The sequence below is a fragment of the Bacteroidia bacterium genome (genome assembly GCA_037045145.1).
In the GTDB taxonomy this organism is placed as follows: Bacteria; Bacteroidota; Bacteroidia; order AKYH767-A; family OLB10; genus OLB10.
Window position 1 is genome coordinate 1,715,164 of the sequence record JBAOIA010000011.1, and the last position, 21,785, is coordinate 1,736,948.

At 38.3% G+C, this 21,785-nt stretch carries 6 protein-coding genes; 4 read left to right on the top strand and 2 right to left on the bottom strand.

Annotation, left to right across the window (positions count from 1 at the left end; translation table 11 throughout):
• The first annotated feature begins 31 nt into the window (after positions 1-31).
• Positions 32-5,443, top strand: a complete 5,412-nt coding sequence (locus V9G42_08220) for a metallophosphoesterase (protein ID MEI2759397.1) — start codon at positions 32-34, stop codon at positions 5,441-5,443.
• Positions 5,444-5,539: 96 nt separating this feature from the next.
• Positions 5,540-8,695, top strand: a complete 3,156-nt coding sequence (locus tag V9G42_08225) for a metallophosphoesterase (protein MEI2759398.1) — start codon at positions 5,540-5,542, stop codon at positions 8,693-8,695.
• Here the strand turns inward: V9G42_08225 and V9G42_08230 are convergent.
• Both V9G42_08230 and V9G42_08235 read right to left on the bottom strand, forming a co-directional pair.
• Positions 8,689-11,733 (bottom strand): ATP-binding protein, encoded by a 3,045-nt coding sequence (locus V9G42_08230; GenBank protein ID MEI2759399.1) that lies wholly within the window; start codon positions 11,731-11,733, stop codon positions 8,689-8,691. The two genes, V9G42_08225 and V9G42_08230, sit on opposite strands and share 7 nt — an antisense overlap.
• A 5-nt stretch (positions 11,734-11,738) precedes the next feature.
• The gene (locus V9G42_08235) at positions 11,739-12,386 is read right to left on the bottom strand and encodes a response regulator transcription factor (GenBank protein MEI2759400.1); all 648 of its coding nucleotides are present in this window, start codon (positions 12,384-12,386) and stop codon (positions 11,739-11,741) included.
• A 461-nt stretch (positions 12,387-12,847) separates the two neighbouring features.
• On the opposite strand from V9G42_08235, the gene V9G42_08240 reads away from it, so the two are divergent.
• Both V9G42_08240 and V9G42_08245 read left to right on the top strand, forming a co-directional pair.
• Positions 12,848-15,100 carry a right-handed parallel beta-helix repeat-containing protein gene (locus V9G42_08240; GenBank protein MEI2759401.1) on the top strand — a complete coding sequence of 751 codons (2,253 nt, stop codon included), beginning with the start codon at positions 12,848-12,850 and terminating at the stop codon, positions 15,098-15,100.
• Positions 15,072-21,710: a T9SS type A sorting domain-containing protein gene (locus V9G42_08245; GenBank protein MEI2759402.1), complete on the top strand. Its 6,639-nt coding sequence runs from the start codon at positions 15,072-15,074 to the stop codon at positions 21,708-21,710. The genes V9G42_08240 and V9G42_08245 overlap by 29 nt, the downstream gene beginning before the upstream one ends.
• Positions 21,711-21,785: the final 75 nt, after the last annotated feature.

The window sequence follows — 21,785 nt, forward strand, 5'->3', positions numbered from 1 at the left end:
TTTTGTGACGCTTAAAAATTTTATGATTACGATGAAACTTAGATTGACAATTTTGTTCATGGCAATGGTATGTTTAGCCAATGCCGATCAAACAATTTTTCCTCTTAATTCTGTTTGGAAATATTTAGACAATGGAACGAATCAGGGTACAGCCTGGCGCGACTCAGCATTTAATGATGCAGCATGGAGCAGTGGTGCCGCAAAATTCGGATATGGCGAAGGCGATGAAAATACTGTAGTGTCTTATGGCCCAAATGCTGCCAACAAATACATTACAACTTACTTCAGGAAATCAATCAATATTACAAATGTTTCAACCTTCACATCATTTGAACTGGGTGTAAGACGTGATGATGGAATAGTGATTTATGTTAATGGCGTTGAAGCTTGGCGTGATAACATAGGCGGAGTGGTGACATATACAACACTGGCCTCCAGTGATGCCTCTGATGATGGAAGTTCTATTATTACAGCTACCATTCCAACATCATACTTCGTAAATGGCAACAACGTTATTGCCGTTGAAATACACCAGTTTGTTGTTAATAGCTCAGACTTAAGTTTTGATATGCGACTTACCGGTCTCGAATCACCACCTCCATTGAATGTAACTATCTTTCCTTTAAACTCAGTATGGAAATATTTAGATAATGGAACCGATCAGGGTTCCACATGGCGTGATGTTTCATTTAGTGATGCTACATGGGCATCAGGCCCGGGAGAGTTTGGATATGGCGATGGTGATGAAACTACAATTGTTTCATACGGACCTAATCCTTCAAGTAAGTATATCACAACCTATTTCAGAAAATCAGTTTCTATTGCTGATGTAAATGCATTCACTTCGTTTCAAATTGGTGTTAAGCGGGATGATGGTATTGTACTCTACGTAAATGGCTCGGAAGTATGGCGAGATAATATTGCAGGAGCAGTAACCTTTAATACTTTAGCAACAGCCGATGCTGCTGATGATGGCAGTTCTGTCTTGACTGCTAATATCCCAACATCATACTTCGTAAATGGCACCAACGTTATTGCAGCAGAGGTACATCAGTTTGTCGCAAATAGTTCTGATTTGAGCTTTGATATGTCATTGACTGGCATGGGAAACACACCACCAACAATACCATCAATTGTAATTGGTTCTTATTTGAATGTTGCTACACCAACGAGCATAATTGTTAGATACAGAACAGATATTTCCGCTATGTCTAAAGTAGTTTATGGAACAACTGCAGGTGTTTTTACAGATAGTGCATACAGTGCTTCACCCATAACAGAACATATTGTTCAGCTTAGTGGATTACAACCAAACACAAAATATTATTATGCCGTAAAATCAGGTAATAATTTTATTCAGAATAATCCGGCAGAAAATTTCTTTGTAACTCCACCTGTTGTTGGAACGGTAAAGCCTACAAGAATTTGGGTATTAGGTGACATGGGTTTTGGAAGTGTTGAGCAGAATCAGGTTAGAGATGCTTACTATAACTATACCGGTAATACCTACACAGATCTTTGGTTATGGTTAGGTGACAATGCATACAATTCAGGAACCGATGCAGAGTATCAGAATAATGTATTTAATAACAGATATGAAAAAATGCTTCGTCAGACTGTTGTTTGGCCAGCAGCCGGCAATCATGAAATGTATGCTTCAAATGCAGTTACAGAAACCGGACCGTATTATGAGTTGTTTAACTTTCCTACTAACGGAGAAGCAGGTGGTGTACCTTCAGGCAAGAAAGCATACTATTCATACAACTATGCAAATATTCACTTCGTAGTGCTTGAATCAACAACGGCATCTTTCAGAACTATTGGTGGCGCTATGATGAATTGGCTTCAGGCAGACCTGGCTGCCAATACACAAAAGTGGACTGTCGTTTACTTTCATCATCCACCATATTCTATGGGTAGCCACAACTCTGATACAGAAACTGAGTTGATTGAGATGCGGCAGAACTTTGTTCCTATTCTCGAGCAATATAAAGTTGATCTGGTGCTTTGTGGTCACAGTCACAATTACGAGCGCTCATTTTTGATTAAAAACCATTATGGGTCAGAGAACACTTTTAACAATTCTAACTTAGTTAATGGTGGCAGTGGTGCAGGTGTTACCCCATATATTAAATCGGCATCAGCAAATTTTCAGGGTACGGTCTATGCAGTTGCCGGTACTGGAGGAATATTAGAAGGCACATCTCCCGGATGGCCACATAATGCAATGTATTCCTATTCTTCTTCAACCTATGGCTCAATGGTGTTAGACGTAAATGGTGATACATTATACGCTAAATTTTTAGATAACACTTTACCTAATCCCACTATATATGATCAGTTTACGATTATCAAACAATGCGATCAGCAAGTTACTCTCGCGCCTTTCAGTAATGTATGTTCCGGACAAAGTGCTTTTGCACTAACAGGAGGAAGTCCTGCCGGTGGAGTTTATTCTGGTACAGGTGTAAGCAATGGCATGTTTGATCCTGCAATTGCCGGTATAGGCACGCATACTATTACTTATACTTATACAAATGGATTTTGCAGCGATTTTACCACACAAACTATTACAGTCACAACAGGTGGACAGATAGCAACAATCAGCCCATCTGGAAATATAACCATCTGTCAGAACGATTCGGTTTTATTATCTGCCAACACAGGTAACGGATTAACTTACCAATGGCAATTGAATGGTTCTGCTATTTCAGGCGCAACTGCACAGTCTTATTCTGCCAACGGTGCAGGCAGCTACACAGTAGCTGTCACCTCATCATGTGGAACAGTAGTTTCATCACCCACAGTTGTTGGAGCAGCAGTTACTGTCAGTATTACGCCTTCAGGCTCTCTGAATCTTTGTATAGGTCCGGTAACACTTTCTGCCAACACAGGTGCCGGTTATACTTTTCAATGGAAAAAAAATGGTGTTGATATTAGCGGAGCTACAAATAGTAGCTTAGAAATTTTAAGTGCAGGAAATTATTCTTTGTTAGCTACTGACTCAACCGGATGTGCCTCATTATCTAATGTTGTAACAACTACTGGAAGTGCACATGTTATTTCCGCACTGGGATCAACAGATATTTGTGCAGGTAGTAAAGTTACACTTTCTGCACAGACAGGAGCAGGTTTTTCATTTCAATGGTATAGAAATAATGGTGTGATTTCAGGAGCTACCGGCTCTTCCTATAGTGCATCTAGTCATGGTAATTACTATTGTAGAATTACTGCACCCGGTTGTACAGGCAATTCGAATACAATAGTAGTTGCAGTTATTAATAATCCAACACCAACTATTTCTGCAAATGGTTCATTAAATATTTGTAGTGGAAGTGCAGTTTTACTTTCAACCAATAATTTTCCTGGAGTAACCTATCAGTGGGAGAGAAATGGATCTGCAGTAAATGGCGCAACAGCACAGTTGTATTCAACGTCACTTGCCGGAACCTATCGTGTCACGCAAACAGCTAATGGCTGCTCAAAGAAATCGCCTGCTATTTCAATTAAAATTGTTGCAGGACCTTCGGCTGCAATTACTGCTAACGGAAGTGTTAATTTGTGTAATGGACAAACTGTTATATTAAATGCCAACACCGTATCTGGGGCAACCTATCAATGGCTTGCAGATGGAGTGAATATTGCGGGTGAAACTAACCAAAGTTTGATTGTAAGTACGTCTGGAAATTATCAATGCAGAATAACAACTACATGTGCAGCACTTTCTAATGTAATTACCGTTACCGCAAGTTCAATGCAGATTTCTATTTCACCTTCAAACACTCAAACAGTGTGTCAGGGAAGTAGTGTGTTGTTTTCAACTTCTAATGAACCGGGTAATAACTATCAATGGAATGTTGATGGCAATGCAATACCCGGAGCTGTTTCAGATTCATATTCAGCTAACGTATCTGGCGTTTACTCAGTTACTATAACAAATGGCTGTGGTTCACAAACTTCACAATCTGTTACTGTTAATGTAGTCCCTGGTGCAGCAGTAATTTCACCAGATGCCACTCAAGTAATTTGTTCAGGTGGAAGTGTGAATTTTTCAGCTAATTCAGGTTTTGGAAACAATTATCAATGGAACCTAAATGGTACTCCGGTAAATGGAGCAACAGGCCAGACATTTAGTGCCAATGTTGCAGGTAATTATTCCGTTACCGTGTCAAATAGCTGTGGCGTATTTACATCTACTTCGGTACAGGTCTCTGTGGGATCAATCTCTGCAACGATTAGTCCTGATACTGCTCAAACGATTTGCTCAGGCGATAGTGTTCTGCTAACCGCAAATCCTGCTAGTGGTACTTCTTATCAATGGTATTTGGATGGTAATGCAATTGCTGGCGCAGTCGCATCAACCATTTTTGCAAAATCTCAGGGAAATTATACGGTTAATATTGTGAGTTCGTGCGGCAGTTCTTCCTCACCTGCAGTTACTCTTGCAGTAATTTCACTTTCAAGTAGTATTTCACCGTCAACACCGCAAACTATTTGTCCAGGCTCTTTTGTTTTACTTTCTGCAAACACCGGCAACGGATTAGCATATCAATGGAGAAAGAATGGAATAACAATTGCCGGAGCTACTCAGTCAACATTCTTAGCTGAAGAAACAGGAATATATACTGTTGATGTAACAAGTAGCTGCGGGACACTAGAATCAAATCAGGTAACGGTAAATACTGCTGTAGTTAATGCTGCTGTAACTCCTTCAGGAACTTCTACTGTTTGTTCAGGTACACCACAAACTTTTTCAGTATTACCAACAACAGGAGCAACCTATCAATGGTATAGAAATAATGTTGCTATCAATAGCGCAATCAATATTTCATTAAATGCAACCAGTTCAGGTCAGTATTATGTGAAAGTTCATTTGCCCGGATGTAATATTGTAACATCAAATACAGTAATACTTTCTGTTCAAACAAATACTACACCTGTAGTTTCTGTAACACCGGGAACAACTTTGTGTAACGGACAGCAGGCAACATTAAGCAGTAATATCTATTCCGGTGTTGCAATTCAATGGCAACATGAAAAAGTGAATATTCCCGGAGCTACATCACAAACATATCAGGCAAGTTTAGCCGGACAATACAGAGTAGTTCACACATTTAATGGTTGTATTAGAAATTCTGCTGAGAAATTAATTAAATTCGTAAGCTGTCGTTCCGAAGGTTATGAAACTGATATAGCAACGCAGGTGTCGGCAGAGGTATTTCCTAATCCATTTAAAGAAGTAACCAATATTAAATTAAGTGGTTTTGATATCTCTTCTACTACCATTACAGTAACCAATATACTTGGCGAAATGGTGCATAGATTTAATCCTGAAGGTGAAAATATTGAGTGGAAACGAAATGGAAATTCACCGGGGATTTATCTGATGCAAATTACTGATGGATTTAATCATCGCATCACTCAAAAAATCGTGATTGAATAATTGTGCATAACTTAAAAGGAAAACCGACTTATTATAAGTCGGTTTTTTGTTTCTTAGTAGGAATTGAAAGTTAAATATTTATCGCAATTTTTTGACATGACTGCAAAACGATTTTTACTAATACTCTTTTTTTACTTGCCGCTTTTTACAAATGCAGATACTACCTTGGTTAGTTTTAATGATTCCTGGAGATTTTTTGATTTGGGCTATCTACCAAATGCAAACTGGAGTCAGATTGGATATAATGATTCAACATGGGTTATTGGGAATGGAGAGTTTGGATATGGTGATGGAGATGAAACAACCATTATTAATTATGGGAGTGATCCTAATAATAAATATATAACAACCTATTTCAGAAAGATAATTAGTTTAAATAATCCGTACGATTTTGCTTCCTATCACCTTGATTTAAAGCGTGACGATGGGGCCATTGTTTATATCAACGGTACAGAAGTTTTCAGATCAAACATGCCGGCAGGAAATGTAGGTTACAATACACCTGCTTATACTGACTGTGTTGATGATGGAAATGCATTACAGTCAATCGTTTTAGTACCTGCAGATTTTCTTACAGGGGTAAATGTAATTGCTGTAGAAGTGCATCAGATAAATGAGTTTAGTTCTGACTTGTCATTTGATCTTCAGTTAAAAGCTTTCAACAATTTTGTGCCTCAATTGCTGCGTCAGCCTTATCTTCAGATGGTAGCCGATTCAGCAATTACAATTCGTTGGAGAACGAATATTTTATGTTCAACAGCAGTTCTCTACGGTAGTGCCCCGGATTCTTTAAACTATACGTTAATGGACTCTGCAAATGTGATTGATCATGAGATGAGATTGACAGGACTTAATCCTGATACACGATATTATTATGCAGTAAGTGATGGAATAAATATCCTTCAGGGAGATTCAAATAATTATTTTAATACGGCACCTGTAAAAGGAATGCCCAAGCATGTCAGAATTTGGTCAATGGGCGATACAGGAATAAACACTATTGACCAGAATAATGTGCGTGATGCATTTCTGAATTTCAATGACTCTTTACCAATTGATTTGTTGTATATGCTTGGTGATAATGCCTATTATTCAGGTACAGATCAGGAGTATCAGGATGCATTTTTTCAGAATCATTACGAGGATATTTTAAAGAATATTCCTGTATTTAGTGTTGCCGGCAATCATGAAAATTATACTGCCAATGCAATAGCACAAACCGGACCTTATTATGATATTTTCACATTTCCTAAAAATGGGGAATGTGGTGGTGTACCATCAGGGTCTGAGGCATACTACTCATTTGATTACAGCAATATTCATTTCATAGCATTAGAAACAAATACACTATCACTGTTGCAGCCTGGAAGTGATATGCTCAATTGGTTACAAAATGACATAGCTGCAACACAACAGAAATGGAAAATTGTAGTGTTTCATAATTCGCCTTACACCAAGGGCGGTCATAACTCTGATACTGAAACTGACCTGATTTTAATCAGACAGAATATTATGCCTGTTCTGGATCAAAACAAAGTAGATTTGGTATTATGTGGGCATAACCATGTGTATGAACGCTCATATTTCATGAATGGTCACTACGGTTTATCATCAACATTTGATTCAACCATGGTTGTTGACTCATCATTTGGCGAATTACCACAACCATACCTAAAAAAGTCTTCAAAAAATTATAAAGGATTAGTTGTAGTGCAAGCCGGATGTTCAGGAGTATTAGACCCAATTGGCCCGGAATGGCCGCACCCGGCAATGAAAAGGTATTATGATCAGGAACTCGGTTCATTACTTATCGAAATAGAAGACGATACACTAACTGTAACATTTGTTGATAATACCGTAAATGCACCACAGGTTCTGGATGAATTCAGTATAGTAAAAGACTGTGATGTTGTTGCACAGTTGTCTGTTCCTGTAACAAAACTTTGTGTTACCGATGACCCTATTACTTTAAGTGGAGCCCCCTTAGGTGGGTTTTATTCAGGTGCAGGGGTAATAGATTCTGTTTTTAATCCAACAACAGCCGGTGCAGGAGTACATAATGTTATATATACCTTTAATGATAATCAGGGATGCAATGTTTCTGAAGTAAAGTCAATTGAAGTAGTTGGAGGCATTCCTGCACAGCCTTCACCAATTGCAGGAACATCATTTGTTTGTCCGCCATCTAATAATCAAGAGCTATCTATACAATCATCTTCTGATGCGGATTCTTATAACTGGACTGCCTCAGCAGGAATAGATTTTACGTCCACTGCGACAGACACTTTGGTAAGATTTGATATTCACACTGTTTATCCCTTATATAATATTTCTGTAAGTGCAATCAATGTTTGTGGTAGCAGCAATGCCTCCGTTATTAATCTTAACACTGTAAAATCTTTTCCTGCCCAAATTTCAGGGAGTCTGGTGGCGTGCCCCGGAGATTCATTAGTCTATACAGTTAACGTTTTAAACAATCTTTCATCTTTTTGGTGGCAGGCATCTGAAAATATTTTATTGAATGGCCAAGCAGGAATTGTAAATACCACTAACACTTTACAGATGACAGCATTTTTTGATAGTACATTTTCTGATGGGAAAATTTGTATTGCCAGTAGAGAAGCTTGTTTGAAAAGTAATACCGTGAGTTGTGTTCAATTAAATACAAAGCCACCTTTACCTGGAACTATTTCGGGTCCTGCAGCTGTGGTTGCAGGTACTTCAGGTGTAGCATACAGTGTTTTACCTGTAATGGGTGCTTCTGATTATTTATGGACTGTGCCTCTAAATGCTATTATTACTTCCGGACAGTTCGGCAATTCCATTACCGTTGATTTCCTTCCTTCTTTTACAGGTGGATACGTTGGTGTTAAAAGCCGTAGTAGTTGCAATGAAAGTGCAGAAGTTTCTAAACGTATTAAAACTTATGTTATTCAAGTTTCACAGAACACTGTTTCTCAGACAAGAATGACAAGTGAATACAATCAGGATAAACTTATTTCTGTTTATCCAAATCCCATTGGTAATGAAATGCACATTAAAATGGTGTTAAAGGAATCTTCTTCAAGTGTTTCTTTTGTTATTAAAGATGTTGCCGGTAAAGAAGTCGGAAAATGGATAAAAAAAGTTTTTTCTGATGAGGATGAAATTGCCTTGAATGTTTCCGGATTGAGTAATGGGGTTTATTATCTATGCGTTACTACTGACAATATGCAGTGGAATGGAGTAGTGGTTAAACAAAATAATCATTGATAAGTTAAAGGAAGACTGATTGTAACTTTTGTTCCTTCACCTGTTTTACTTTCTACGATAATTTTTCCTTCAAGAATCTGAACAAGTTCGGAAATTATAATATAGCCAAGTCCAAATCCTTCTTTGTTGTCTATCTGTTCATCTTCTTCCATTAATGGTTGCTTATTTATCAGTCTGTTTATTCGTGCCAGCTGTTTGTTAGACATACCATTGCCATTATCTTCGACAATAATCTGGTAGTGACTATTTTGTTTGGAATAAATTCTAATAAAACCGTTTTCAGTAAATTTTGTAGCATTGGATATTAAATTACGTAAAATTATTGAAAGTAAATTTGCATCGGATTGAATAATGTCATCATGAGAAATTTGACTGACAAGCCTGGTGTCTTTGTTATAAGTAATATGCATAAATTGCTCTTTAACATCTTCTGCTAAAGCACCTATAGCAACACTTGTAATTTGTCTTGTTATACGTTTATTCTGTTGTTTAATCCAGTTTAGAATATTTTCAGCATTTGCCTGAAGTTTTTCTGTTGTATCTTCTATTTCGCCTAATAATACTTTATGTATGCCTGTATCCATTTCAACATCTTTGCCTACTGCTTTTTTTGCAACAAAAGTGATAAATCTTAATGGTGTTATTAAATCATGTGATATAATTGAAATTAGTTTGTCTTTGATTTTAATAGATTCAGATAATTCATTATTTGCTAATTGCAGCTCTGATGTCCGTAATGCAACTTTTTCTTCAAGCAAAATATTTTTTCTCCTGATGTTTATAGAGTAAATCCTCACAATTATAATGATGATTAATAGAGCCATTCCAATCATGGCTAACCAAAACAATATTGTTTCGTAATATTTTTTTTCTATATGAAATTCAAGAGTAGATTCTTTATAGTCTTTAGAAAGTCCAGTTTTTTTTCGAATATTAAGCTTGTAGTCACCTGATTTGAGGTTGGAAAATTCAAGTGCAGATTGATTTGGGTTTATTTGTATCCATTGTTTATTGTATCCTTCCAGTTTATACTCACAATACAAATTTTCGATTTGCCCCCAATAGGGATTTGAAAACTCTATTCTTATATTCTGAACCGAATTGGGTACGGTAATTGAATTTAATGAAAAGTAAATAGAATCATCTGCAATGAATTGATCAATACTTATAAGATAATCTGAGCGTGGGTCTTCAATTTTCTCTGGATAAAACCAAACTAATCCTTCTACATTAGGAAGAGAAACGTATCCATTGTTGAGTCGGATATAAGGAGGGTCGCAACCTCCGTTAAATTCCGGATTGACAATACCATCTTCTTCAGCGTAATGAAAATATGGCACTTGATAAGTTGTATCGTTAAAGTAGTGGACAAGCTCATCAAATTTTGTTTTTATAACTCCATTGTTGGTGGCCATCCATAGAAATCCCAATGAATCAGGTATAAAATTATGTACTTGCCTTAGGGCATCAAATCTTCCAATGGGCATTTTTACAGTCTTGCCGTTTTTATACATGTAAAAGCCACGACCATATGTGCCAATAAGGAGATAATCTTTAATAACTTTAAAATGATAGGTGTATTTCAAGGTAAGTTCCTGCAAGGTATCTAATTTGTCATTTTTAGTATCATATTTGTAAATACCAGTATAGTTACATATCCAAAGTTTATCTTCAAATCGTAATAACTGAAAAATATTAGAGTTTGATTCATTATTATCTAATATTTTAAGATACTTTAAAGTGTCATTTACAACGCAACCAAAACTTTTAATGAGTCCAACCCACATAGAATCACCTTCTTCAAAATAGGATAATGCCAATTCATCACCGGAGTAGCTGATGTATTTTCTTGAATTGGTTTTTGTAAAATGATGCACTAATGTGTTTTTTTCGGCATACCAATAATCACCATGTTTGTCAACAAAAATGTTTTCAGAATAATTTCTGTTTAAATTAAGCTTACTTTTTTTACCTCCGTTAATTGTGAATTCTCTGTTCCAATCAGTATAAATAGTGCTGTCATTTAATGCAATTTGACAAAAATAGGTATTGTTTGTACCGGGTTCGGGATTGGCGAACTCAAGTGATTTAAAGTAACGTTTTTTGTAAACAAATAAACCACGGGTATCTGTACCTGTCATGATCAGATTCTGACCGGCAATATAAATAATTGAATTAATGAGGCAGTTATTGGGAAGTTGGTCTGTTAATAATTCAGTGTTAATAATATTAATATTGATTGAATCAGGAACGAAAGAATATAGATTGAAATCAATTTGAACACAGGGGTCGCTATTGTTAAAGTTCCAGTATGTGTTGATGATTTTATGCGAATAATTTTTGTGAGAATTTAAGTCACCTTTTAATTTACACCTAACCAATGACCATGATGCTATATCAACTCTGTATATTTCGGAATTGTTTGCGAAGACATAAATATTTCCGTTTGCAGAAATGAACTTACGGTTTTGCAGGTGCTCTAAATTTAGTTCCCTTAGTTTTTCTTTACCTTTAATTTGTGCGATTCCTTTTTTTGTTCTGACCATGTATGTGTTGTTGGATAATGGAAACATAATCAACGGGGTTAAAATCCAGCTTTTGTCAACGGTTTTGTTTACATGGGGTGTGGATAATTCCAAATAAGTTTTAATGTCAGGAAGCGTACCTTTTATATTTATATAATTCAAAGAGTTTATTTTTCCTTTCCTTAAAGTGTCAATTGATAAATCTTTAACCTGAAAAATATTTCCGCTTGGCTCCAGCATAAATTTATCACCATTAACAGATTGATTTAAAAATAAATTAAGATAAGGAGCATCAGATGTAAAATATTTTTTGAAGTTTATACCGTCAAAACGTGCTAAGCCGCTTCCATATACTATCCAAACATATCCGTTTTTCTCATAAAACAATCCAAGTACATTGTTGTCAGGAAGCCCTTTTTTAATGGTGTAATTTTGGATACTGTAGCCGTTCTGTGCCGATAGTTTGAAGGAAGAAAATAATAAGATAATAAAAAGTACTCGCAATTTTTGCATACAACTCAGACTATTGGAATGTTATAGGCTCGTGCAGCGTTTTGTAAATCCATAAGATTTTTAACACCGATTTTATCGAAGATTCTTGCTTTAAAAGTTGCAACAGTGTTGGATTTTAAATCAAAATGTGAGGCAATTTCTTTAACACTTCTACCTTTAAGTAACAGCAAAAGCACTTCTGTTTCTCTTTCAGATAAATTCGAAAATGGATTTTCGCTTTTGCCTTTCGGAATGTTATGTTGCATATCAAAGTATTTTTGACTGACATATTTTCTGCCTGTAAAGAAAAGTTCCATGGCTTTAACCACTTCTTCTTCGCTACTTTGTTTATTCAGATATCCGGATGCGCCAAGGTTATTTAAACGCTTTGCAAAAATTTCTTCAGGACTCATGGAGTAAATGAGGATAGGTAACTGAGGGAACTGTTGTTTTATTTCCTGAAATATTTCCAATACATTTCCATCAGTCAATTGCATATCTAAAATCAAATGAGTGAAACGATGTTTCATTAAAGCAGACAGGATACCTTTTGAACTATCTGTTTCTTCTATGTTAAACTTTCCGAAATGGGTTTCCAGTAAAAATTTTAACCCGCGTCTGATAATAACATGATCGTCAGCTATGAGGATTGATAAGTCGGCAAATGCATTCATTTTACAAGTAGGATTTTAGCACGTTAAAAATACATAAATAATTTTATTGTGTAGAGTGATTGCCACAAGTTCTGAATTTTAAATAAAAAAATCAAAATAATGCTATTAATTATGAGTAGTTTAAAAGAAAATCTCAACTTGTAGTTTTATCCCTACATGTAAAGTGTTTTTTTTTAAATTATTTTGTTTTACGAAAATAGTGCAGTCTATGACTGCCTAATTGTATAATGATTAAAACCGAAATAATAAATAATTTACAAATGAAATTTGTACATGCTAAAGTGAAGCATGGTGTTTTATGTATTGAATATAACTTCTTATTTACTGTAGATTTTATATTTGATTGTTACAGATTGAATTCAATTTTTAAGAAAATAAATTTATATAACTAAAAATCCAAACTAATGATTACTTCAAATTACCAAAACAAACATCCCTTAGGAAATTTTATAAGGGTAGCAATGAGTTTTCTTATTGCATTACTGTTTGCATTTAATGTACAAGCGCAAACGACCGTTACTATCGGTGCCGGTTCTCAAAGTGGTACTCAATCTAATAGTGCTTCTGGCGATTGCGGACCAATGTATCGCTCTACAAACTCAAGTAATTTTGTCTATTCAAGGCATCATTATTTATTTACCCAATCTGAGATTGCCGTAGCAGGTATTCCAAGCGGAAATCAAATTACCAAACTTGCCTGGTTTAACCAAAATGGAGCAGGCACCAATTCGCCATGTGTGTTTCAAGTATGGATGAAAAACTCATCTCTGACAGATGTTGGTGCAGGCGGACAATTATGGTCCAATCTTACATCCGGTTCAACACTAGTTTATAATAACAGTGCCCATACTGTACCGGCTACTGTTGGTTGGCATGATGTTGTTTTAAGTACTCCTTTTACATATACAGGTGGTGCTATAGAGATTTCAGTAAATTTTGATATTTCAAGTGGCTCAAGCCCATATACCACAGCAGGATTTTCATGGAATAAAGATCCAATTAGTGGTAGAACCTTGTCTTATGTAGGAAGTTCAGCTCCCGGCACTACATTACCCAACTTGCGCACCGTACGAGCACAAATTCAGATGACTTATCAATCAGGAGTGCCTTGTACAGTGCCTCCAACACCGGGTGTGGCTGCAGCAGCACCCTCGTCAGGTCTGTGTTTAGGAAACAATGTGGTTCTTTCATTAACTGGAAATAGTCTAGGCACAGGACAAACTTATCAATGGCAGGAGTCAACAACTATTGGTGGTCCCTATACAAATATTGGAGCCTCGTCTAATTCTTCTGTTCTCAATATTTTAGCTTCTAGTACCAAATACTATCAGTGTGAAGTGACATGCAGTGGTAACAGCCAGATTAGTACTCCGGTTTTGGTAACAGTTAATCCTAGTTTTCCCGGTGGTAATTATACTATCAATTCAGCCCTACCTACTGGAGGTTCAAATTTTCAGACTTTCAACGATTTTAAAAATGCACTCAATTGCGGAATAGCCGGTGCTATAGTAGTGAATGTTGTTGCCGGCAGTGGCCCCTATAATGAACAAGTTGAGTTTGGTGAAATTACAGGTGTTTCATCTGTAAATACAATAACTATAAATGGTAATGGCAATGTTTTAACTTATGGTGCAACTGTAAGCACAGCACCCGGTACACTAGTGCTCAATGGTACGGATTATATGACAGTAAATAATCTGACTGTAGAAGGCACCGGAGCAACCTATGCCTTGGTATGTCACCTTTGGAATGATGCAGACAATAATACCTTTAGTAATTGTACTTTTAATGCACCTGCTAACGGAACAAGTACTACAATGGTTCCATTCTCCATCAGTGGTTCTGCTACTTCTGGTACAACTTCTGGTAATAGTGGTATCAACAATATTATTACTGGATGTACTATGTTTAGTGGCTATTATAATACTACAATTGTAGGAAACAGCAGCACACCGGCCACAGGCAATCAGGTTATAAATTGTAATATTCTGGATCAATATTTCTATGGAATCTATTGTCTTTATCAGGATGGTGTTGTAATTAGAGGTAATACACTTTCACGACCCACAAGAACTTCGTTAAGCACCTATTATGGAATTTATATATCAACAGGTAACTCTAATGTTTTGGTAGAAAAGAATAAAATCAGAAATACATTTGCAACAAACCCGGCAAGTACCAGTATTCAATATTCAATTTATTGTACGGTTGATGCTTCCATTGGAAATGAAAACAAGTTTTATAATAACTTGATTTCTGATATTAATTCTAATGGGACAGTTTACGGATTTTATATGAGTGGCAGTGACTACTGGCAAGCATACCATAATACAATTTCACTGGACGATGCATCTTCAACAGCTACCGGTACAACTTACGGATTCTACTGTACGGGGTCATTAGCTTATGATGTTAGAAATAATATTGTGAGCATTAGCCGAGGTGGAACCGGAACAAAGTATGATGTTTACTATTCCAATCCTTCAGCAGCTACAAGCGATTATAATGACTTGTATATGAATGCTTCAGCAGGTACTAATAATATTGGGTATAATGGTACGGCATATACAACATTGGCAGCATGGCAGTCGGGCAGTGGCAAAGACGCTAATAGTGTAAGTGTAGATCCACTCTATGTTGCCCCCGGCACTTACGATTATACGCCAAGCAATGGATTGGTAAACGATGCCTGGAACTCCTGTGGGTGTTACTGATGATATCAATGGTGCGCCACGTTCTCTCACTTCACCTGATCTGGGTGCTTATGAATTTTCATTGGGTGGATTGGATGCAGGAATAACCTGGTTTACTCCAACAAGTCCATCAAGTCCCGGATTAAAAACCATAACTGTAAATATTGATAATACGCAGGCTCAAACCATCAATAGCATTCAACTTTCTTATAGTGATGGCGGTGCTCCGGTAGTGCAAACATTTACCGGATTAGGACTTACCTCAGGCAATAACACCAACCTGTCGTTTACAACACAATACAATTTAGTCAGCAGTGTAACCATGACGGTAAATATATTGGCCGTAAATGGTGGAGCTGATGCTACATCCGGAAATAACACTGACACATATTATTTATGTCTGGCACCATCTGGAACTTATACCATTAATAGTGCCTTGCCAACAAGTGGAAGTAACTATCAGACGTTTGATGATGCTATACAGGCTTTGAGTTGTGGAATTACAGGTCCTGTTGTATTTAATGTTGTTGCCGGTTCAGGTCCATACAACGAACAGGTAGTTATTCCGGAAATCAGTGGTGCTTCATCAGTAAACACCATTACGTTTAATGGAAACGGTAATACCTTATCTTTTAACGGTGATGTGGGTAATCCAAATACGTTGGCATTAAATGGTGCAGATTATTTTATCTTCGATAGTTTGAATATTGAAGCCACCAATGGTACTTATGGCATAGCATGTCACCTTTATGGAGGAGCTGATAGCAACACATTTACTAAATGTACATTCACTACGTCTATTACCGGAACTACTACTGTTCTTGCAGCATTGGTTGTAAATGGCAGTGCGACTGCCAGTACCACCACCGGATTATCCGGTAGTGGTAACATGTTTAGTGATTGTGAAATGATTGGGGGATATTATGGCACAGTGATTACCGGTTTAACCACATCACCCTATAATTTAGATAATCAAATTGTAAACAGCACCATTCGCGATTTTTATTTTTATGGTATCTATCATGCCTATTGTAGAAATACCATTGTCAGAAACAATATTATAGAACGCCCTAACAGGGCCAGCACCAGCACAACTTATGGTATTTATATGAGCACAAGCTCCTATAATATTTTAGTAGAAAAGAACAGAATCAGAAAACTGTTTGATGCTATACCTTCCAGTACTTCAACTGCATATTGCATGTATAATACAGCCAGTGGTGCTGCCGGTTTTGAGAATAAATGGATAAACAATCTGGTTTACGATATAGAATCAAGTGGTTCTTTATACGGACTGTATTGCCCATCCTATAATTTTGTACATATCTATCATAATACTATTTCATTTGACGATGCTACTGCAACAGGTACTACCTCGACTTATGGTATTTATGCTTATGGAACATCTACTGAAGTGAAAAACAATATTATTTCTATCACCCGTGGTGGTACCGGAGCCAAGTACTGTCTCTATTTTTCTACCAATACAGCTGTAGTGAGCAATAACAATGATTTGTATATAGATGCACCTTCCGGTTCTAATAACATTGGATATGCTTCAGGTGCACATGCAACATTGGCTAACTGGCAAGCTGCTAATGGAGGTGCTTGGGATCAGAACAGTCAAAGCGTAAATCCAAATTTTGCCAATATTGCATTAGAGAATTACAAACCTACCAATGTGGCATTGGATAATATTGGTGCTGCATTAGGAGTTACAGACGATATTACCGGAGCCGCAAGAAGTTTAACTACGCCCGACCCTGGTGCTTATGAGTTTGCAGCAGCAAATAAAGACATTGGCGTTTCTGCTTTCATAGGACCTAATCCAGATGGATGTTTTACCAGTGCTGAAACCATTGTGGTAGAAATCAAAAATTTTGGCGTTCAGAGTTTAGATTTCTCTATAGACCCTGTTACTGTAAATTGTGTTATTACCGGTCCGGTAAATACCACAGTGAGTGCAACATTGTCTTCAGGAACATTAGCTTCCGGTGCAACCATGAACGTTTCATTATCACCAACGGTAGATGGAACAGCAAATGGTACCTATACGTTAAATGCATCAACTTCAATGGGTAGTGATGGTGATAATACCAATGACGCTTTACCTGCCATCAGCATAACAGTAGGTCCAATAGCAGGAACCGCTAGTATTTCGGTTTCAAGTCTATGTGTTAGTGGTGATCCTGTTTTATCACTTTCCGGACATTATGGTGGCGATATTCAATGGCAACAGTCAACTGTCAGCGCTACCGGTCCCTGGACAAACGTAGGAACAAATGATTCTACTTACACTCCAGGCACTGTAACTCAAAGTACATGGTATCAGGCATTGACGGTTTGTAATAGTAACACAGCGACTTCTAATGTGGTTGCTGTAACCGTAAATAATCCACAGATTAATAGTTTAGTTCCCGGAACACGTTGTGGTTATGGACCTGTTACTTTAGGTATTAATGCTAATATGGGTACAACAGGAAACTGGTACACCAGTTCGTCCGGAGGTACACCTGTTGCAACAGGAACAACATATACTACTCCAAATCTTAATACGACTACAACTTACTATGTTGCACCAAGTTCCGGTGGAGCAAATGGATTAACTATACCGGGTGACGGTGACTGGGATCATTTTACGCCCACAGGTAGTTTTCAGACTACATTAATTACCGGTGCTTATATGATTCTTACTGTTACTCAACCATTCACTTTAGAATCTTTTGACATTTATCCTTCTGCCGCTTTAGGAACAGCATTCGGTATAGAGGCAAGAACAACTAGTGCTTCAGGCCCTATGTTTGAAAGTTATTCGGGAAATACCACCGTAGTAAGCTCCGGTACGCCCACAGTGGCACAAACGGTTAATGTAAATTGGGTATTACCAATAGGTACCTATTATATAGGTTTTGTTGGAACAAACCCTAATACATGGCGCTCAGGCCTTGCTACACATTCTTTCCCTTGGGTATTACCGGGTTATGCTTCACTTGATTATTATCTAACACCAAGTTATCAGTATTATTTCTATAACTTGAAATTATCTACCGGTTGCGAAGGCCTCAGAGTGCCAATCGAAGCAACCGTAACAGCCCCACCGGCACTTAGTGTTACTACTCCAGACCCTGCATTGTGTCCCGGTGGAACAACTACAGTTAATGTAAGTAGTATTAATGATCCAAATTATACCTATTCATGGACAAGCAACCCTTCAGGGTTTACTGCTTCAGGTGCCGGCCCACACAGTGTAAGTCCTATAGTAACTACACAATATATTGTAACTGCTACTGATAATACAGTAGGGCCTAATGCCGGTTGTGTTGCAGTTGATAGTGTTGAGATAGTTACCGGTGCTACTTTAACAGCAGGCACAGTCACTTCATCAGATACTGCATTTTGTGTAGATGGTATTCCAACATTATCTGTTACCGGTGCCGATGGTGGCACCATTCAGTGGCAGCAATCAACAGTAAGTGCATCCGGTCCATGGACCAATGTAGGTACCGATGATGTGGTTTATGCTCCAGGTTCAGTTACGCAAACCACCTGGTATCAGGTAATGGTACATTGCCAGTCATCACAAGTTTATTCCAACGTAGTTCAGGTTACAGTAAACAATCCTCAAATTTCAAACAGCAATGGTGATACCCGTTGCGGTCCTGGTACTGTAAATCTTTCAGCTACAGCATTAATTGGAACGGTAAAATGGTTCACTCAGTTGACTGGTGGAACAGCTATTGCAACAGGTAACACATATTCACCGAATATTTCCAGTACAACTACTTATTATGCCTCAGCATCTACCGGAGGTGGTACTGAAGCGGCTGCCCGACCAACTTATTCAGCAACGCCAAATACTTATGGTAATAACTGGGGATTGGTATTTGATGTAGTTAATAACCCTATTGTACTGCAATCTGTGACAATATTTTCTGTTGGTGCAGGGGGTACAATTTCTGTTGACCTTACAGATAATACAGGTACTGTAATATCTACAGCTGGTCCATTTACTTATCCTGCAGGTAGTGTAGCTTCACCTGTTCCGGTAGTTTTACCCGTAAACTTTACTGTTCCTGTTGGTACAGCATACCGAATTTTATCAGCCAGTATGTCTGGTGGTGGCGTTATCAGAGAAACAGGTATGACAGGTACATGGCCTTATACTTCGGCTAGTGGAAATGTTGTTGTAACCAGTGGCTATATCAGTGGGGTATCTTTATCTACGTATTATTGGTTCTACGACTGGCAGGTATCTGCCGGTTGTGAAGGGACACGTGTGCCTGTTGTGGCAACAGTAAATCCTGCACCGGTTGTGAATATTGAAGTTCAATATCCAACAATTTGTACAGGCCAGAGTGCAACTTTAACAGCCTCCAGCAGTAATCCTGATTATACTTATACGTGGACACCTGGTGGAAGTGGAGCTAGCATTGTTGTTGCACCCGGTACAACAACTACCTATACATTAAATGCAATTGATAATACTGCCGGACCATACAGCCAGTGTACTGCTATAGTCACTCAACTTGTTTCTGTTGTAAATGCCAATGCACCAATACCGGTAGCAGGTTCGGGAGGCGATGTTTGTTTAGGAAATGATATATTCTTATCAGCTGAAAACGTTGAGCCAAGTCAGTTAACAGGAAATAGTTTTGAATGGACAGGACCAAATTCATTTACAAGTTCTCTTCAGTATCCATCAATCAGCAGTCCAAATGCTTCATATAGTGGAATATATAATGTAATCATCACTAACCAATATGGATGTACTGAAGCAGCAAGCACAAGTTTAAATGTAAATTCAAACCCAACATTAAATATAGATTCTGTTAAGAATATAAGTTGTGCAGGCGGCAGCGATGGAATATTATATGTATCGGCTTCAGGAGGCTTGGCCCCATATGGCTATACCTCAGACTTTATAAACTTCAATTCAACAGGAGTGATGGGCAACCTGGCAACAGGAGCAACTACGGTTTATGTAAGTGACGGCAATGGCTGCCAGGCTCAAATAGTAGGCAACCTGACAGCAATAAGCACAGCACCTCCATCACAGTCGGTGGTAGTAACGCCAACGATAATAGGAATGCCAGCTTATGCATGTGCTGGAACAACAGCGAATCTGAGCATACCTGCAGTAGCAGGAGCAACTATGTATATCTGGGACGGTCCATTCGGCACATTCTTTAATGGTAATCCAATGAACCAGTCGCCCTATACAACGACCACACCAAGTGTACAGATAACGTTCAGTTCATCAACCTCATCGTTTGTGAGTGTAGGCGTTCAGGCAGCCAATGGTTGCGGAGCCTCACTTCGTAAAATCCAGAAGGTGAGATATCAGATAAGCACACCTAAGGAGATTACAGGAGCAACAACAATGTGTGCAAATACCAACGGCACCTATACGACAGCCCCTGTGACAGATGCCACAAGTTATCAGTGGATGATAACAGGCAATGCCACAGTAGTACCCAGTGGCACCTCAGTTGTAGTGTTCTTTGGACCTGGCTGGAATGGCGGTAACTTATGCGTAGCAGCAAAGACACCATGTTATACCACAGCGTATAAGTGTATGTACATAAGCAAGTCAGCATCGGCATTAAATGCAATCAGTGGAACCTTTAATGCCTGTCCAAACGAAGTACAGAGCTATAGTGTACCTCCAAGTACAGGAGCAGCAAGCTACAACTGGACATTACCGGCAGGTGCTACCGGCAGTTCATCTACCAACAGCATCACAGCCACTTTTGGGCCAACGTTTACGCATGGAGGCAACATCTGTGTAAGTGTGACAAGTATCTGTGGAGTAACCTCAGCACCTAAGTGTAAGACGATAGCAACAGGCTTGCCATCGACTCCAACAAGCGTTAGCGGAATCACCAATGGATTGTGTAATCAGAGTGTTAACTATGCAGTGCCATCAAGTCCTGGCATCACTTATAACTGGACAGCGCCAGGCACTATCAGTGGCAATGGCAACAGTTCGGTGAATGTTACCTATGGATCATTGACCACAGGTCAGTTATGTGTAACAGCGAGCAACAATTGCGGTAGCAGTGCAGCACGTTGTATTCCATTGAAGGGCTCACCAAACTCACCAATAGGCTTGACGGCCATACCAGCGAGCTGGTGTGCCAATACGCAGGGTATAGAGTTTACAGCAGACATCGGTAACACCACAGGCTCGTACACATTGTCATGGGGCTATCCATCGTCACCAACAGCAACGTATGTAGCAGGTGGAGGAAATTCAAATGCACTGACCTTAGATTGGGGCACAGGTAATGGCTCAGTGGTAGTGAATGCAAGCAATGGCTGCGGAACAGGATCAAAAGCATTTGCCGTGACCATAGGATGTAAGGAAGGCGAGTTGGCATCAGCCAATAGGCTTAATGTATATCCAAACCCAACGGCAGGCGTGTTGAATGTAGAATACACAGCAGAGAAAGGCAATACACAGGTAACAGTGCTTGACCTGAGTGGCCGTGTAGTAATGACACAGACACATACCAATGTAACAGGACAGAATACACTACAACTAGACCTGAGCAAGGTAGCTAAAGGCGCGTACATGCTGAATGTACAAACCAATGGCAGCAACAATCAGATGAGAGTGGTAGTAGAGTAAATTTTAGTTAAACAATTAGTAAAAAAAGGGCGATACATTTGTATCGCTCTTTTTGTTATTATTAATGAATCATTA